We start from the raw sequence: 16,568 nt of genomic DNA, 5'->3' as shown, positions 1-16,568 counted from the left end.
TTAATATTCAATAAAATGGGCCGTTTAAACCTCTCTATTTAGCTAATAATAACCTTGGTCAATCAATACAATTAGGAATGGAGCTGAAATAATGGAGGCTGGGAATTCTATAGAATCCGCATTATTAAAATACAAAGAGGGTCTCGGGGTATTCACGCAAAAGATGCCTGAGTTTGCGAGTAAATTTAATGATTTTACGGAGGAATGCTTTAAAGCCGGTACTCTGACACAAAAAGAGAAACAACTAATTGCCCTTGGCATCAGCATACATGCGCAGGATGAGTACTGCATTATTTACCATACGAAAGGCTGTCTTGATCAAGGCTGTACAGAGCAGGAAATACTTGAAGCTGTCGGTGTAACAGCTGCATTTGGCGGCGGGGCATCAATGAGTCAGGGTGTTACTCTTGTTCAGGAATGTATGCAGGAATTAAATCAAATGATGCAATAATATAACCTATTATAAAGGGGCAGTACCTGTTGAGAAAAAATATAAGTAAAAAGGATGGGCCTACATGGTCCATCCTTTTTCTCGAAAAAATACTAGGAATTTATATCATGAAGACCAGGGCTGTGTTCATTCGGCATTTCAGGCAAAATTGGTACAGGATAGCCATTTGGAGGCGGAACGACTTGGAGATTGCCATCATCTCTGCTCGGTGATTCACCTTGGAAGATTTGACCCATTAGGGTATCATCCAATCTGAAATTGAATTGGGCATTATGGAAGCCCATTTCTACATATTTGCGGCATTCAGGATATTTATTTATATCATAATTTGGTACAGGGAAAATCTTGCCCCAATTTACTCCAAGTGTCTCTAATGCCTTGGCAAAGGCATTTTGGTGGGCGTTATCACGAACAATTAAAAATGCGAGGGTTTCTCTAAATGTTTTATTTGAGCTCATTTCATAGATACGCGTTTTTTGCAACACACCTGTCGATTCTAATACGACGTTATCCAATAAATCTGCGACTAAGTTCCCGTGGCTGTATACATAGTTTCCGGTTCATGTATTCCCACCCGCATCAACTGGAAGCGAGCTTTGTGCGCCCATAATATAGTGATGTGGATTTGCGTGTTCTTTAACTGCTTCTTCTAAAGGCGCACCAGTATTTCCTCCTGCTCCGACAGCTTCTTCACCAGAGCCATTCAAAAGTTGGTTAATGGTTGTTTGTACCAGCTCAACATGGCTGATTTCCTCAAGAAAGATGCCGCGGATAAGATCACGGAAAGGTTTTGCATTACCGCGGAAATTTGAGCTTTGGAAGAAAAATTGCATCATGGTACGCATTTCGCCAAAACGACCACCCAATGCCTCCTGAAGTACCTTTGCAGCAGCAGGATCCGGTTTATCCGGTACGATTATATTAATTAAGTCTTCTTTGTAAAAATACAAGACAGAATACCCCCTTTAATTAGTTTGACACGAGGATAGCTTTTCCTAACAAAAGCGTCTTATCCTAAAGAAAGTCAAAAACGCCGATTTTTCATCATAAAAGAAAAATCGGCGTTTTATAAAAAATTACTTCTCTATATTTACCATCATGTCACTAGTATTAGGTACTTTTTTAATTAATTCTGCTTCCTTCAGCCAATTGGCTGTTTCCTCCCATGACTGTTCTTCCTGGGAACCAAAGGCTGTCCCTTCCGCTTCCATTTTTGGCAGTAATACTTGAAGGCTTTCCTTTTCAATTGCCTCATCTAATGGGAAATTCGCTTTATCTTGATTCGTTAAAAGAATAGTAAGTGCTTCATCTGGATTTTCTTTCATGAATTCATAGCCTTTTTCTGCTGCCCTCCAAAAAGCCTGAATCGCATCCTTGTCTTTTTCTAATGTTTCATCACTTGTCACAAGTACGATTTCATTATAGGCAGGTACACCATGTTCGGTTGGATTAAAGGTACGTGTTTTAAATCCGTTTTGGTTAAGGATTGGAACCTCATGATTTATATAGGCTCCAATCACAGCATCTACATTTTCTGATACAAGAGAAGAATTCAACTCAAATCCTACATCAACCATTTTGACTTTTGTAAAATCACCGCCATCTTTTGTTACCATCGTTTTAAGCATGGCTTCATTTAAAGGAATCCCTGGATAACCTACTGTTTTGCCTTCTAAATCTTTCGGTGATTTGATAGAACTATCCTCAGCAAATACCACATGATTTAATGGGGAACGTACAATAGAAGCAATTGACTTAACCGGAACATTCTCATTTGCACGTGCGATTATGACATCCGGCTGATAATATAATCCTAATGTTACTTTTCCTGCAGCTGCTAAATTTAATGGATCAGTTGGATTCGCCGGGAATTGAATATCAACTTTTATTCCTTCATCTTCAAAATAGCCTTTTTCCTGTGCTACATATAAATAACTGTGGACAGCATTTGGATACCAATCTAACATAATGCTGACTTCCTTTAAATCCTTGTCTTCTTTATCCTTGTTTTCGGAGCTTTGTGAAGTGCTGTTTCCGCTGCAGGCAGCCAGTAATAAAACAAAAACAATACTTACAAGCAACATAACTCGTTTTTTCATTATTCTTTTCTCCATTTCAAACAGATTTTTTCTAACCATGAAACCAATAAAAATAAAAGAATCCCTACGATAGAAAGTAGTACAATCGGAGCAAAAACAGCTGCCCCATCAAATTGTGTCATCATTCTCCGGCTAAAATAACCAAGGCCCGCTTCTCCACCTAACCATTCTCCAATGGCAGCCCCGATTACACTAACCGTTACTGCCACCTTAAGTCCCGAAAACATGGAAGGTAAGGCAGACGGTACATCTAATTTTAAAAAGATATCCTTTTTGGAGGCACCCATTGTCAGCAGCAATTCCTTTATATCCTTATTCGAAGAACGAAGGCCATCAAAGGTACTGACAGTTAATGGGAAAAAGGTGATTAAAAAAGTCACAATTACTTTGCTCCAAATGGAATAGCCAAACCAAATGACAAATATCGGTGCTAGCGCAATGGTAGGAATCGTCTGCGATGCAACAATTAAAGGGTAAAAGGTTTTTTCAGCTATTTTACTCATGTTCATCCATATAGCTAGACCAATGCCAATAATAATCGAAAAAAGGAGACCAATCACCATGATTAATAATGTAGCTGGAAGGTGCTCAAATAATAAAACCGTTTTTAACTCCCAAAGCTTCCATAAAATATCTGTCGGTGATGGCAGGATAAAGCTTTTGTTGTAGATTCCTGCTCCTATCTCCCAAATCATCAGCAAAGCAAATACAAGTATGCTGGAAGCTATATAAGACTTGAGGCTATTCATATACTCACCTTCGATCGTAACTGGTCAATTAACTGTTCCTTTAACATAACGATTTCTGCTTTACTTAGATCACGAAGTTTTCGCGGACGACCTAAAGGGATCTTGACCTCCTGAATGGAAGCCTCCGTTACTTGCTGCAATACAAAAATTCGATCTGATAAAAATAGGGCTTCATCTACATCATGAGTAATAAATAATATTGTTTTCTTCCATTTCTGCCATTGTTCTAATAGCCATTCCTGCATTGTTAATCGTGTAATGGCATCTAGTGCACTGAATGGCTCGTCCAATAATAAAATATTAGACCCGCTTAAGATGGTTCGGAGAAATGAAACCCTCTGTTTCATCCCTCCTGACAAATTACCTGGGAGTTCGTTTTCTTGACCCTGCAAGCCAAAAGCATCAAGCAGTTCTATTACCCGTGTTTGTGCTTCTTCTTTTCGTATTCCTTTTATCTCTAAAGGAAGGGAAGCATTTTCTAATACAGTCCTCCAGGGCATTAACAAATCCTGCTGCGGCATATAACCGACTGATCCTAAGCGATTGTCGATATTCTCTCCATTTACGAGAATCGTTCCCTCTGAGGGCTGCTCAAGTCCGGTTATTAATCGGAATATTGTACTTTTCCCGGAACCGCTAGGGCCTATGATGCTGACGAATTCTCCTTCTTGAATATGTAAATGAATCTGATTCAGGATTGGCTCTGGGTTTTGACGATAGTGAAAGGTTACTTTATTAAATTCTAATACCGATTTATTCATCTTCAGGCCACATTTCTTTGTGGTAAGCCATGTCCCAGAAGAGATATTCAAAACGAGTTGTATTTAAAAAGATTTTTTCTAGCTGACGAAGCTCATGCTCTGGCTTTCCTGCAGCTAATTTATTTAGTAAATCAATACACCACTCCGCAGTCTGGCCAAATTCCTTAGAACTGTACATGGTAATCCAATCACCGTACAATGCATGATCGGCTGCACCTGGAATTTCACTCAGTTCTTTTCCGATTTCCCAATAGCTCCAAGCACATGGCAGCAAGGCTGCAACTAACTCCGCCAGTGTCCCATTTTGGGCGGAATGAAGCATGTAATGAGTATAAGCGAGTGTTACGGGAGAGGGCTCTGCACGTTCCAATTCCTCCTCTGAAATTCCAAAACGGGCTGCATACTGGCGGTGAAGGGACATCTCTTCATCCAAAGTCGAATGTAATAAAGCAGAGAATATTTTCATATCTTCTAAATCAGTCGCTTTCACTGCTCCTAAGGCAAACAGCTTGGCATAGTCAATCAAATATAAATAATCCTGAATCATATAAAAACGAAACTTTTCTTTATCCAATGTTCCTGCACCCATTTCCTGTACAAATGGATGGGCGTGATTTTTCCGCCAAATTGGCTGCAGTTTTTCAAGTAAGTGTTCGGAAAACTTCATTTGTAAACTCCTTTTCTATTCATCTATTTTTTCGTATGGCACCATTGGTATATGAACGTTAATATGACCTTCGTATAGTGCAATAGTTGTTCAATGGAGATTTGTTCATTGACGGCATGTGCATGGTGAAGGTGTCCAGGTCCGTATATCGCTGCAGGAATACCAGCATCCCCAAACCAGCCTCCATCAGTAACGGTTGGCGAAACATCGACAACTGCAGCTTGTTGTATAACCCCTTCATGAGCATTCATTAAGGCTTTGACTGCTGGGTGATTTGGATCCACCTCTAAAGAAGGAAAGATTTCTCCTCGATCTTCAATCATCGATGATCCACCCCATTCAAAAATCGGGGGGTTCTCCCTTAACCATGGATCTGCCTTGGCAACAGCTTGAATATGTTCTTCAATTTCTTTTGAAACCGATTCGTACGTTTCATTTGGATAAAAGTGAACCGTAATCCATAAACGACATTCATCCGCAATAAATGCTGCATGTCGTCCACCTTCGATAACGGCAGGGTTAATGGTATTCGCTCCAGGCTGACATCCAGGATAACTTTTCATCACTGACCAATGTCTTTCAAGCTCTTGCAGTCCTTGAATGATTTTCATCATTTTTTCAATGGCACTCGCTCCAAATAGCTTTCCACCAGCATGGGTCATGTCTTTTCTAGTTCCATCGTGGAATGTTTTCTTACTCTTAATCGTAATCCAACCAGTAATAACCCCGCCTTGACCTTGTATATGTAAATCACTAGTATCGACAACAACAGCAAAATCAGCCTTATATCCTCTTTTACAGCATTCCAAAGTACCTGCTTCCCCAACTTCTTCCCCAATAACCGATTGAAAAGTAAGGTCACCCGGAAGCTGAATTCCGGCTTCATGAAGCAATTGAACAGCAAATAAGGCCCCTGCAAGACCGCCTTTCATATCAGCGGCTCCTCTGCCAATCAAAGCACCATCCCGAATGATCGGTGAAAAAGGATCTGTTACCCACTCTTCATCTTCATTTATTTCAGCCACATCCATATGTCCGTTAATAATTAAACTTCTATAGTGCTTAGAATCGCTGCCTTTTAGAACACCAACTACATTCGGATCCCCTGGATATACATCCCATTGATCAATGGCAAAGCCTTTTTCTTTTAAAAATGACGCGATAAATTGCTGCGCCTCTTCTGTATTCCGTGCAGGAGGTGCAGGTGTTTTATAGCGAATCAAACGCACTAATAATTGAATGAGCTCTTCTTTACGGTTTTCAACCTGGTTTATCAAACCCTGTAAAAGTTCTTCCATGAATGAACATTCCCCCTGATGACAATAAAAAAACCACTTCTCAAATGAAAGAAGTGGTTTACTGTTTATCACATTGTTATTTCCATATACATTTTAGTATAACGATAACGATGTACCACTTTCCTTCGCTAGCATTACCTAGTGCAGGTTCAAGGGTTAAGGCCAATACCTCTCTCAGCTTTTAAAGCACCCCTAGTGTTACTTTTGTATCAAATTGTATATTCATATAGTTACATAATTCAAAAAGTAAATCAATAGATTTATTGGAGTTTTTATACTTTTTCGTTTATTATCATTGCGGAAATAGGCCTATTCAGCAATCAGCCATAAAAAGCACCTGATTGAACAGGTGCTGTCATGCTTTTAGTTCATAACCCATTTGTCTTTCATGAATAGTATTCTGCCGATAATAAAGAAAATAATTATACAGACGAGGTTGCTGGCTATGGTAAGTAAAATATGCTCTGCATCAATGATCCCGAACAATAACTCTTTTAGCAGGCTAAATAGATTAAGAATTGGAATGGCAAAATGCTGAAATCCAAGCTCGTTAATTCCAATTCCTGAAATTATCATGGTAGGGAAAACCGCTAGCATCATGATTGGGCTGCTATAGCTCTGCGATTCTTTAACAGTTTTTCCGATTATACTTGTGAGCATGAGCAGGGATGCAGTGAACATAGCGTAGATAATCGAGATTATGATGGCTAAGGAAATAATTATTGCCGCGTTATCTCCGAATGAAACTGCCTTCTTTAAATTTTCAGTGAATAGTCCGATTTCGAGCACGACGACGATTAATGTAATGATTCCAGTAATAGCACCTACAGATGCGATGGTCAGCCATTTTGAAAACAGTAATGTAGAACGGCTGACAGGTGTCATTAATAGAGCCTCCATAGTCTTTCTTTCTTTTTCACCGGAAAATAAATCGGACGCGGCAGGACCAGCTCCGACACCAATGGCAATGGATAGAATAAGCGGAATCAGCAACGCTATAAGATTGATATTCGGATCTTCATTTGTCATTTCCTTTTGATTAATCGTAAATGGCTGGATAACGCTAAGATCTGTTCCCTGTGACTGTAAGCGATCTGTCGTAACTGATTTTTCATAAACAGTTAATGCGTTTGTTAGTATGTTCATCAAATTGGATGAATTTTGGCTGAAGGAATTTCCGATGATTGTTACAGATGCTTCCTCTCCATTTTCAATGCTTTGGATAAAATCAGGACTAAGCTTAAGTGCTGCTAAAGCTTCACCTTCCTCTAATGATTCTTCAGGATTTTCAGAATGGACGAATTCGATATGTTCATAAGGTGCAAAAAGAGCTTCCTCTTGATTGCTAAATGATTGATCTACTGCAAGTGTAAAGGTTTTTCCTTCATCATCCGAAACCATTTTTTCATAAAAAAAGGTTAAGCCGGTCATCATGATGATAGGTAATAGTACGGTTAATATCAATGTTCTGCTATCACGAAAGCAATCTTTCATTTCTTTTAAGTAGATTTTAAGAAGCATAGTCTGTTCCTCCTCTTACAAGCTTGCTCATAAAGATATAATTTAAATCTCGGCTGCCTTCTTGACTATAGAGTGCTTCAAGATTTCCATGGTAAACCAGCTCCCCTTTATGCATCATGGCAACAGAATCACAAAGCATTGAAACCTCTTCCATAATATGACTCGAGAATACGATTGTCTTTTCTTCCCGTTTCAGCTGATGGACAAGCTGACGGAATACATTTGAGGAAGTAATGTCCAATCCGGTTGTTGGTTCATCAAAGAGGATGATCTCTGGATTATGAATTAGAGTCCTTGCAATTGCTACCTTTTGGCGCATTCCTTTTGAGAAGCCTCCTACTTTTCTGTCAAGATAATCTCTCATTCCGAACATTTTTGCCAGTTCATCAATTCGAACCTTAGTCTCATGCTTGCCTAAACCATACAAACTAGCAAAGTATTCAAGATTTTCCCTTGCTGTCAATCGTTCATACAAGCCGGTTTCCCCTCCGAATAGCACGCCGATATTTTTCTTGATTTCTTCTGGGTTTTTCACAGTGTCATAACCATCTACTAACACCTTTCCCTCTGTTGGAGTAAGCAATGTTGCAATGCTGCGAAGCAAGGTAGTTTTTCCAGCACCGTTCTCACCAAGAAGTCCTACGACCTCCCCTTTATTTACATCAAAGGAGATATGCTTTAATGCTGTGACATATTTCTTTTTATCTTTAAATTGTTTCGTCACTTCTTGAATTTGAATCATAAATTTCTCCACCCCGTTGTTCGTTTTCTTGAGATTATCATACAAAGAATTTGAAAGTGAATCTGTAGTTATGTCGTGAATGTTCCGTTTCATGTCGCGAAAATGACAAATTTACTGGTAAGAATGGTAAAATAAAGAATAGAGATAGTCACATTGAGATGATAAAAAGCTTGTTTATAAGGGAGTTACATATGAAGGTTGGTTTAGTGGATGATAGGAAAATTGATCTAGATAAATTAAATGGTATTATTTCAGGAATAGCGGATGTGGAAATCGTCTTTTCAACCACTTCCGCAGAGGAAGCCTATGAATTTATTAAAAAAGAAGAGCTTGATTTATTAATAGCAGATATTGAGATGCCTCATTTGTCAGGCTTTGAAATTGCAGATATTATTCACTCACATGCATTGAATATTTCGGTTATCTTTGTAACGGCTAACAGCGGCTACGCTGTGCACGCCTTTGAAATAAACGTCCATGATTATATTATGAAGCCTTACCCGAAGGAACGCTTAATTCAGTCTGTTCAAAGGCTGATGGAGAAAACGAAATCAACGGAAATCACTGGTCGACTTTATCTCAAACAGAAAAACAATATTCATATTATTCAAAAGAAGGATATCGTTTTTATTGAGAGGTCTGGGAGGTCGACAACGATTTATACGAAAACGGGGCCAATTAAAACCTATCAAACTCTAAATGAATTAGAGGGAGAACTGCGTGAGCGTGATTTTATCCGTTCCCATCGTTCGTTCATTATTAATATTCATTATGTATTGAATTTCTCCCTTTATGCCAAGAATTCCTATATTGTCACGTTTGAGGGCATCGAGGAACAGGCTATGATTACAAAGGAAAAAGTAGAGTTTTTACAGCAACATTATTTTTAAAGGTGGGGAAATGTTGAAACAATACATCATTTATTGGGGAATGATTACACTTCTGGGGATTGTACATGTACAGGAACTTTTAAGTATTTTAAGTGTGCCACTCCCCTTCTACATTACTTCAGTCCTTATCATTGTGATTGTTTATTTTCTATGGAGGAAGCTTCCTCTTTGGTTATCGGATCTAGGCGTAAAGTGGAATGGAACACTCCTCCTTATGCAGGCTTTGCTGCTTTTGATTTATGCTAGTGTTGAGCCATCATGGGTTTATTTTGGTTTATTTATGATTTTTATTGGAATTGAGGTAGTTCGCATTGTATGGGCAAAGCAGCTTGCAGCCTTTTCTAGAAAGGTTCAGCAATTTGAGGAACAAAGCCTGCAGGTTAATGAAACATTTCGTCAGGTTAGAAGTGAGCGACATGATTTTTTAAAGCATGTTTCGGCCATTCACTTTTTATTGGAAAATGACAAAGTTCTTGAAGCGAAAACGTATCTGGATGGATTAGTAGATGGATATGAGGAGACCAATTTATCGATTAAAGGTGAGCGCGGAATTGTAGCAGGTGTTTTGCATCAAATGTACAGACGCGCAAAGGCAGGAGGGATTGCTATTGTTTATGATTTTGAAATCCCGTTGTCCTCCCTACCTCTTTCAGATCAGTATATGGTGACATTAATAGGGAATCTATTATCAAACAGTATCGACGCGTGTGAGGAATGGCAAAAGAGTTCTGACACATCTGGAATGATTACAATGCAATTTTATAAAAGAGCAGGATTGTATGTATTGATTTGTAAGAATCATAGTGGGATAATTCCAACTGATATAGTAGATGGGTTATATCAGGTATATGGTAAAACAACAAAAAATGGCGACCATGAAGGCTTAGGTACAAAGCTGATACATGATATTGTAAAGGACAATCAAGGATATTTAGATTTTGTCTATAAGAATCAAGAATTTACCGTGAAAATCAAAATCCCCTCTATCCGTTGACGGAATAGATTAATTAAATGTGAAAGGTGTACATATATGTTCAACAAACAAAAAGCAATCATTATAGGAGGAGGGATTTCTGGTAAACTCGCTGCACGTGTTTTATCTGATTTTTTTAAGGATGTAGTGGTGATTGAAAGAGATACTGAATCATTAGGACCTTATCCAAGAAAAGGTGCAAGACAAGGTGAACATTTACACGCTCTTCTCCATGCAGGTCAATATGGACTTGAAGAGTTATTTCCGGGAATCACAGAAAATTTTTATGCAAGCGGTGCAGTGAAAATAAATTCAACAAAAGATCTAGCATGGTTTCATCATGGTGTATGGAAACTTCGTTATGATGGAGGGTATACCACAACCCTTCAAACACGCCCGCATTTGGAATGGCATATAGAAAAATATATAAAGAAGATTCCAAATATATCAATTTACTACAATCATGTCGTCAAAAATCTGCTTTACGACGAGGACGAAAATCGTGTGTATGGGGTTGAAATACAAAATAATGATGACACGTTAAAAACTCAAAAGGCAGATTTAATTGTAGACGCTAGTGGTGCAGGTAGTATTTCGTCGAGTTGGTTAGAAAAGTTAGGAATTCATATTCCTAATGAAAAAGTAGAAATTGGCTTAAAATATGTAAGCAAATCTTTTCAACTTCCTGACAATAATACCAGGGATTGGATGATAAAAATAGTTTACCCTAATCCCCCTATAGAAAAAATAGGTGGGACGATTTCAAAGGTTGAAGATAATCGCTATATTGTTACGATAAATGGTTATCAGGATGCCATAGATGAAAAAGAGGCCGTAAAGAATGATAATGGGTTCCTAGAATTAGCAAAAGGACTGCCAAAATTAGATATATATAATGAAATTAAAGATGGATCCCCGTTGTCCAAAACCTCTGTTTTTCGTGTACCGCAAATCATATGGAAAAGATATGATAAAGCAAAAGAGCTACCAAATGGACTATTAGTGATTGGTGATACAGTCTGCAGAATTGATCCTGTTTTTGGACAAGGAATGAGTATTGCGATATTAGAGGCACTTGCATTGCAAAAGATATTTCGGGGTGACCGTGATACATTGCAAAGAAGCATTATTCGATTCCATAAAAAAGTCCCACAAATCATCGCCCCTATCTGGAATATGGTCATTACAGAGGATTTTCGTTATCCAGGTATATCCGGTAAGAAACCGATTGGTCTTTCAATCCAGCAATGGTACGCCAAAAAGATTTTCCTATTATCATCACAGAATCAAGATATTTACGATTCATTTGTAAAGGTCATGAATCTTATTCAACCGATAACTATATTAATGAAACCTAAGATATTAACAAAAGTTTTAGGACAGATAATGAGCAAAAAATAAGAAACAATGGTGCCAGGCACCACAAATGGACAGATTAAGTACTTTGTCCTTTCGTGGTGCCTGACACCATTAGTGAATGGCTGCTTCTATTTGTTTGGTATAGAAAAAGCGGACGATGAAAAAGTAGATCACTTGAATGGCAAAGAAGACACTTAGAACCGTTACAGATTCTGTAAGTAGATTATGATAGAACATATGCGATAAGGCTGTGAGAGCTACAGCACCATGAATAAGCGCAACGATGATTGGTGCAAAGAAAAGAATCATGGTCTGTCTAGTCAGTACCTGCTTTAATTCTTTATCTGTTAAGCCCATTTTGGAGATGGATTTAAATTTTTGTTTATCCCCATCGACATCCATGTACAATCTGAAGTAGAGAAAACTGCCAGCTGCGACGAAGAAGACAATCCCGATAAATAATCCAATGAATAAGACTGCTCCATAATATTGATTAATTTGAAAGACTTCATAATCTCGAGCTTGAAGTTTATGAGACGGAAGTTCTATATACATTTTTTCCGATGCTTCAAAAACAGCTTCCTTTCCGTCTGTCACGTTCCAGACATGATAGCTCATTTCATTATCAGGGGCCGGAAGACTTTCGTAATCTTGATCAGAAACAACAAAATAGGAATCAGTTGCTGGTAATGCTCTGGAAAAGATGACTTCTTCAGGCTCTAATGTTTCACCCGAATTCAGCTTAAGCTTTAGGTCTAGTAGCTCATCTGTCTGCCCAAAATCTGTCCCTTCAAATTCAACAACAAATATCTCTCCATCCCTAACCTTAATCGGTTCCTCACCAAGCAGATTAGCAAAACGGTTAAAATCTGATTGTTTAGCGATTAAAAAGTATTCTTGACCTATTCGATTGTAACGAAGCAGGGCTTGCTCAGTTTTTGCTTCAATATTATTTTCCTTCAAGATTTCATTAATCAATGCGACATCTGCTTGTTCCTCCGCTTTTTCATACGTTTGGTAAGCTATCGAGTATGGACTGGTATTCTTTAACGTAGATGTAAGAAAAGACTCAAACCCAAATAATGATCCTATGGCACAAAAAGCCACTGTCGATACCATAGCGACCATGAAGAAGGTTCGTGCATTATCCTTCATTCGAAAAGAAAGGTCAGAAAAAAGCAGCAAATTCGTTTTATGCCAGAAGAAACTTTCCTTATTCTTTAACCATCGAATTACATAGACACTTAACTGTGTAAACAAGAGATAGGTTCCAATCATGACCACAATAATAACCGGAATCATAACCACGATGACGGTCAGCCCCTCTACAAACAAGGCAACACCATAACCGATTGCAAGCAAAGCTACGGCAAGAATCGTTAAAAACAGATTAGCCTTTGGTTCCCCTTTTGACTTTTGATCTCCTTTAATTAATTCAATTAATTTTTTGCTTCGTAGAACATATGACACAAACAATGAAATAAAGAAGAATAAAACAATAAAAGATACAAAGGTTAATAGGATGGCCTGAATGGGGATATAGAAAGGTAAGTTTTCGATAACTAATACATTTTCCGCTAATAATAAAATTCCTTTAGCGAAGACTAACCCCAGCAGAATGCCGCTGACTGTGGCAAAAAAGCCGATTACCATATTTTCCAAGAAAACCATAGAACGGATTTGTCTCATCGACATTCCCTGTATCATTAATAAGCCAAATTCTTTCTTGCGGGACTGTAAAAAAGAACTCATGGAATATAAAATGAAGAAAAAAGAAAAAACATAGATGATTCCTGCTGCAGTAATCATTCCGATTTTTACATAGGAGTTCATACCACTCCCGCTTAGTTCCGGGTGAAAGGCAAAGAGAGAAAAGGCAAAAAAGACCATCACGGTAAACATACTGCTTAGGAAATAGGCAGCATATAATCTTTTGTTGCGAATGACGTTATTAAACGCGAATTGACGAAAGGTCATGTGCATTCCCTCCCATCAGTGAAAGAGTATCAATAATCTTTTGGAAAAATGTCTGCCGATTATCACCCCGGTGAATTTCGGAAAAAAACCTTCCATCACGGATAAAGACAACCCGATTACAGTAGCTTGCAGCTAACGGATCGTGCGTCACCAGCATCATTGTTGTAAAGTCCTTTTTGTTGATGGATTCAAGCATTTCCATGACATCCTTCGATGACTTAGAATCAAGGTTTCCGGTTGGTTCATCTGCAAGCACTAGCTTTGGATGATGAATCATGGCTCTGGCCACAGCGGCTCTTTGCGCCTGCCCGCCGGAAATTTCGTATGTTCTTTTTTTCATGATTTCTTGAATGCCTAATTTTTCCGCTATAATCTTTGCCTTTTCTTTCATTTCTTTCACTTTTTTTCCGTCCAATGTTAATGGAAGCACGATATTTTCTTCAACTGTTAAGGTGTGGAGAAGATTAAATTCCTGAAAAACAAAGCCCAATTCCTGACGGCGGAATTTAGCCAAATCTTCCTTTTTTAAAAGATGCGGATTTTTTCCGTTTATGAAAATTTCCCCTGTGGTCGGTTCATCAATCGTAGCAATCATGTTTAGCAAGGTTGTTTTCCCGCTGCCTGAAGGTCCCATAATTCCGACAAATTCTCCTGTTTCAATCGTTAAATTGATATCCGTTAACGCCCGGAATGCAATATTTCCTTCGTAAATTTTACTGACTTGCATTACTTTAAGCATCACAAGATCCCCTCTCAGCTTATTTGATCTGTGATCAGTATATCTATAAAGACTCTGTAAGAACGATCGATTCTTCTTTCACTCATCTTACATGTTTGTAAGGTTTTGCGAAGAAGAGAAAATGATTCGAAAACTTGTGCCTTCTTCAACCTTTGTATCCAGTTCTATTCGATGTCCAAGACGATCAGCTGCTTCCTTAGTTAAATAGAGCCCCATTCCGGTAGATTCTCTAAATTTACGGCCATTCTCGCCCGTATAAAATGGATCAAAGATTCGCTTCTTATCCACTTCAGGGATTCCGACCCCAAAGTCAGTCACCTCGAGAACGGCTTCTTCTCCACTTTCATAGATAGTGATTACGATGCTGTTTTTCCCATTGGAATATTTAACTGCGTTATGTATTAGCTGTGTAACGATAAAAAACAGCCATTTTTCATCACTTTCAACCGTAATTCCATCTTTTCTATTCTCGAGTTTAGGGAATACATGATTTCGGATGTAGAAGCGTTTATTGTCCTGGTTTACTTCATGAACTAATGAAGATAGGGTGACTGGTTTAATATGAAAGTCCTGCTCAAAGGAACGCAGGCGGGCCATATAGAGAACCGTATTTAATCCATTTTTCATGCGTTCCGTTTCCTCACGGATGTTTGACGAGTCAGGTTCATCCAGATTTTGCGCAGTCAATTCAATAACGGAAAGTGGCGTTTTCATCTGGTGAACCCATTGGTCCATGAACTTTAAATGTTCATTCTGCTGTTTTTCCAATGTTTTTAATTGATTTTGATAGAGCTTGTATTGATCACGTAATAATTGATCGAGAGCTTCAGAAATAGGCGTTTCATCTGTCTTTTTAAATGATTCATCAAGGGATGTAAGCGTCATGCTGAGCCGATTGTAAAACTTTTTTCGACTGTAATAGTGGTAAAAAAGATAGCAGCTTAGAAAAAAACAACCGAGAAAAAAAGCATAGAGTGCGGTGCTGAATTGTTGATGTCCATCAAGCCAGAGGATAGAAAGGATGATAATAAATTGTAACAGTTGAACAAAAATTAACAATATATGCTCTTTAAAGAATAACTTCATACCTCCCCCGCCTCTGTCCATGAGACATTCAGACGATAACCTGCGCCTCTTACGGTTTCTACAGCATCCTTGATTCCTAATTCCAGAAATTTTTTTCTTACTCTTGTAATATTGACATTTAGTGTATTTTCATCAACATATGTTTGATCGTCCCATAGCTTTTCAAGTAAATCCTCACGACCAGCGACACGGGGATAACGGTCCATTAAGCTTTCAATAATATCAGCTTCCTTTTTGGTTAAGGAAGCGGTGATTGGTCCAAACGTTATCTCCATTCTTTCTGGATATAGCTTAAGCCCCTCTCTTTCAAGTACTCTTTCTTCCGTCTGCTTCGCATATTCTCCATATGCACGGCGAAGGTGACTGCGTATTTTGGCCATCACGATTTCGGTATGAAACGGTTTCGTGATAAAATCATCTCCACCATTCTCCAAGGCCATTACTTGATCCATTTCACCAATTCTTGCTGAGATGAAGATGACTGGACAGATCGATTCCTTTCGAATTTGCCTGCACCAATAATAACCATCAAAACTTGGTAAATTAATATCAAGCAGGACAAGATCTGGAGAATGTTGATGAAATTCGTCCATGATATGTTCAAAATCTGTTACATGGTAAACCTGATAACCGTATTTACTGATATGTGAAGTCAAAAGATCAGCAATCTTAGAATCATCTTCTATAATCAATATCTTGTGCATTTTTCTTACCTTTCATATACAACTTTTATTTAAGTTATTCATCTGCAAACTCCCATTGAGGATTCCAAACAACTTCCCAAAGATGGCCGTCAGGGTCTTGAAAATGTCCTGAATAGCCGCCCCAAAAGGTTTCGTGTGCTGGATCTGTTATGATGGCACCAGCTTGTTGTGCTTGTTCCATGACTTTATCGACTTCTTTCCTGCTGCTTACGTTATGCCCAAGCGTGAATTCTGTAGAGCTTCCGGGTGAGAGTTCTACTTTTGCTTCATGGGCGATATCCTTTCGTTTCCAGATTGCCAGCTTTAGTCCTGGCTGCAAATCAAAAAACGCAACGGCTCCATGTTCAAATTCCTTCCCTACGATGCCTTCAGTTGGAAGTCCTAGACCATCACGATAAAATGTCAGCGATTTCTCTAGGTCATCTACGCCGATTGTTATGACTGAAATTCGTGGTTTCATTTATTGACCTCCTCTTCGATTTTCCTTCTTTAATAGTATCCTATCACAAAATCAGGCAGGTCAATTATTTAACAATGGACGAACATGAAAAA

At 38.5% G+C, this 16,568-nt stretch carries 16 protein-coding genes, 1 pseudogene and 1 riboswitch; of the genes and pseudogenes, 4 read left to right on the top strand and 13 right to left on the bottom strand.

Annotated features, from left to right (window positions below; genetic code table 11):
- Positions 1–91: 91 nt before the first annotated feature.
- The gene (locus ACHUFV_RS03340; RefSeq protein ID WP_394232190.1) at positions 92–451 is read left to right on the top strand and encodes a carboxymuconolactone decarboxylase family protein; all 360 of its coding nucleotides are present in this window, start codon (positions 92–94) and stop codon (positions 449–451) included.
- A 92-nt stretch (positions 452–543) separates the two neighbouring features.
- Here the strand turns inward: ACHUFV_RS03340 and ACHUFV_RS03335 are convergent.
- The 8 genes and pseudogenes from ACHUFV_RS03335 to ACHUFV_RS03300 form a co-directional block, all read right to left on the bottom strand.
- A pseudogene (locus ACHUFV_RS03335) lies at positions 544–1,401 on the bottom strand (manganese catalase family protein).
- Between the two features lie 126 nt (positions 1,402–1,527).
- Positions 1,528–2,550, bottom strand: coding sequence for an ABC transporter substrate-binding protein (locus ACHUFV_RS03330; protein ID WP_394232189.1), 1,023 nt, complete (start codon positions 2,548–2,550; stop codon positions 1,528–1,530).
- A complete protein-coding gene (locus tag ACHUFV_RS03325; RefSeq protein WP_394232188.1) occupies positions 2,550–3,299 on the bottom strand; it encodes an ABC transporter permease in 750 nt (249 codons plus the stop codon). The genes ACHUFV_RS03330 and ACHUFV_RS03325 overlap by 1 nt, the downstream gene beginning before the upstream one ends.
- Positions 3,296–4,060 carry an ABC transporter ATP-binding protein gene (locus ACHUFV_RS03320; RefSeq protein ID WP_394232187.1) on the bottom strand — a complete coding sequence of 255 codons (765 nt, stop codon included), beginning with the start codon at positions 4,058–4,060 and terminating at the stop codon, positions 3,296–3,298. Before ACHUFV_RS03320 ends, ACHUFV_RS03325 begins: the two co-directional genes overlap by 4 nt.
- Positions 4,053–4,727, bottom strand: coding sequence for a thiaminase II (gene tenA, locus ACHUFV_RS03315; protein WP_394232186.1), 675 nt, complete (start codon positions 4,725–4,727; stop codon positions 4,053–4,055). Before tenA ends, ACHUFV_RS03320 begins: the two co-directional genes overlap by 8 nt.
- A gap of 23 nt (positions 4,728–4,750) precedes the next feature.
- A complete protein-coding gene (locus ACHUFV_RS03310; RefSeq protein WP_394232185.1) occupies positions 4,751–6,025 on the bottom strand; it encodes an acetylornithine deacetylase in 1,275 nt (424 codons plus the stop codon).
- A gap of 103 nt (positions 6,026–6,128) precedes the next feature.
- A riboswitch (TPP riboswitch) is annotated at positions 6,129–6,229 on the bottom strand.
- Between the two features lie 159 nt (positions 6,230–6,388).
- The gene (locus ACHUFV_RS03305; protein WP_394232184.1) at positions 6,389–7,546 is read right to left on the bottom strand and encodes an ABC transporter permease; all 1,158 of its coding nucleotides are present in this window, start codon (positions 7,544–7,546) and stop codon (positions 6,389–6,391) included.
- A complete protein-coding gene (locus ACHUFV_RS03300) occupies positions 7,536–8,288 on the bottom strand; it encodes an ABC transporter ATP-binding protein (protein ID WP_394232183.1) in 753 nt (250 codons plus the stop codon). Before ACHUFV_RS03300 ends, ACHUFV_RS03305 begins: the two co-directional genes overlap by 11 nt.
- A 191-nt stretch (positions 8,289–8,479) precedes the next feature.
- Here ACHUFV_RS03300 and ACHUFV_RS03295 point away from each other — a divergent pair, with 191 nt between their 5' ends.
- The 3 genes from ACHUFV_RS03295 to ACHUFV_RS03285 are packed head-to-tail and all read left to right on the top strand — an operon-like array spanning position 8,480 to position 11,552.
- Positions 8,480–9,178, top strand: coding sequence for a LytR/AlgR family response regulator transcription factor (locus tag ACHUFV_RS03295; protein WP_394232182.1), 699 nt, complete (start codon positions 8,480–8,482; stop codon positions 9,176–9,178).
- A gap of 13 nt (positions 9,179–9,191) precedes the next feature.
- Positions 9,192–10,172 (top strand): sensor histidine kinase, encoded by a 981-nt coding sequence (locus tag ACHUFV_RS03290; RefSeq protein ID WP_394232181.1) that lies wholly within the window; start codon positions 9,192–9,194, stop codon positions 10,170–10,172.
- 36 nt (positions 10,173–10,208) lie between these two features.
- On the top strand, positions 10,209–11,552 hold the full coding sequence (locus ACHUFV_RS03285; protein WP_394232180.1) for an FAD-dependent monooxygenase: 1,344 nt from the start codon (positions 10,209–10,211) through the stop codon (positions 11,550–11,552).
- Positions 11,553–11,621: 69 nt separating this feature from the next.
- Here the strand turns inward: ACHUFV_RS03285 and ACHUFV_RS03280 are convergent, their stop codons facing one another.
- The 5 genes from ACHUFV_RS03280 to ACHUFV_RS03260 form a co-directional block, all read right to left on the bottom strand.
- Positions 11,622–13,487 (bottom strand): ABC transporter permease, encoded by a 1,866-nt coding sequence (locus ACHUFV_RS03280; protein WP_394232179.1) that lies wholly within the window; start codon positions 13,485–13,487, stop codon positions 11,622–11,624.
- On the bottom strand, positions 13,462–14,226 hold the full coding sequence (locus tag ACHUFV_RS03275) for an ABC transporter ATP-binding protein (RefSeq protein ID WP_394232178.1): 765 nt from the start codon (positions 14,224–14,226) through the stop codon (positions 13,462–13,464). The genes ACHUFV_RS03280 and ACHUFV_RS03275 overlap by 26 nt, the downstream gene beginning before the upstream one ends.
- A gap of 87 nt (positions 14,227–14,313) precedes the next feature.
- Positions 14,314–15,312, bottom strand: coding sequence for a sensor histidine kinase (locus tag ACHUFV_RS03270; protein WP_394232177.1), 999 nt, complete (start codon positions 15,310–15,312; stop codon positions 14,314–14,316).
- A complete protein-coding gene (locus ACHUFV_RS03265; RefSeq protein WP_394232176.1) occupies positions 15,309–16,016 on the bottom strand; it encodes a response regulator transcription factor in 708 nt (235 codons plus the stop codon). The genes ACHUFV_RS03270 and ACHUFV_RS03265 overlap by 4 nt, the downstream gene beginning before the upstream one ends.
- A 34-nt stretch (positions 16,017–16,050) precedes the next feature.
- The gene (locus tag ACHUFV_RS03260; RefSeq protein WP_394232175.1) at positions 16,051–16,476 is read right to left on the bottom strand and encodes a VOC family protein; all 426 of its coding nucleotides are present in this window, start codon (positions 16,474–16,476) and stop codon (positions 16,051–16,053) included.
- Between the last annotated feature and the right edge of the window lie 92 nt (positions 16,477–16,568).

The organism is Niallia oryzisoli (assembly GCF_043641075.1).
GTDB lineage: Bacteria > Bacillota > Bacilli > Bacillales > Cytobacillaceae > Bacillus_BD > Bacillus_BD oryzisoli_A.
Note: the sequence above shows the minus strand (reverse complement) of the source record. Positions and strands in the feature narration are given on the sequence as shown.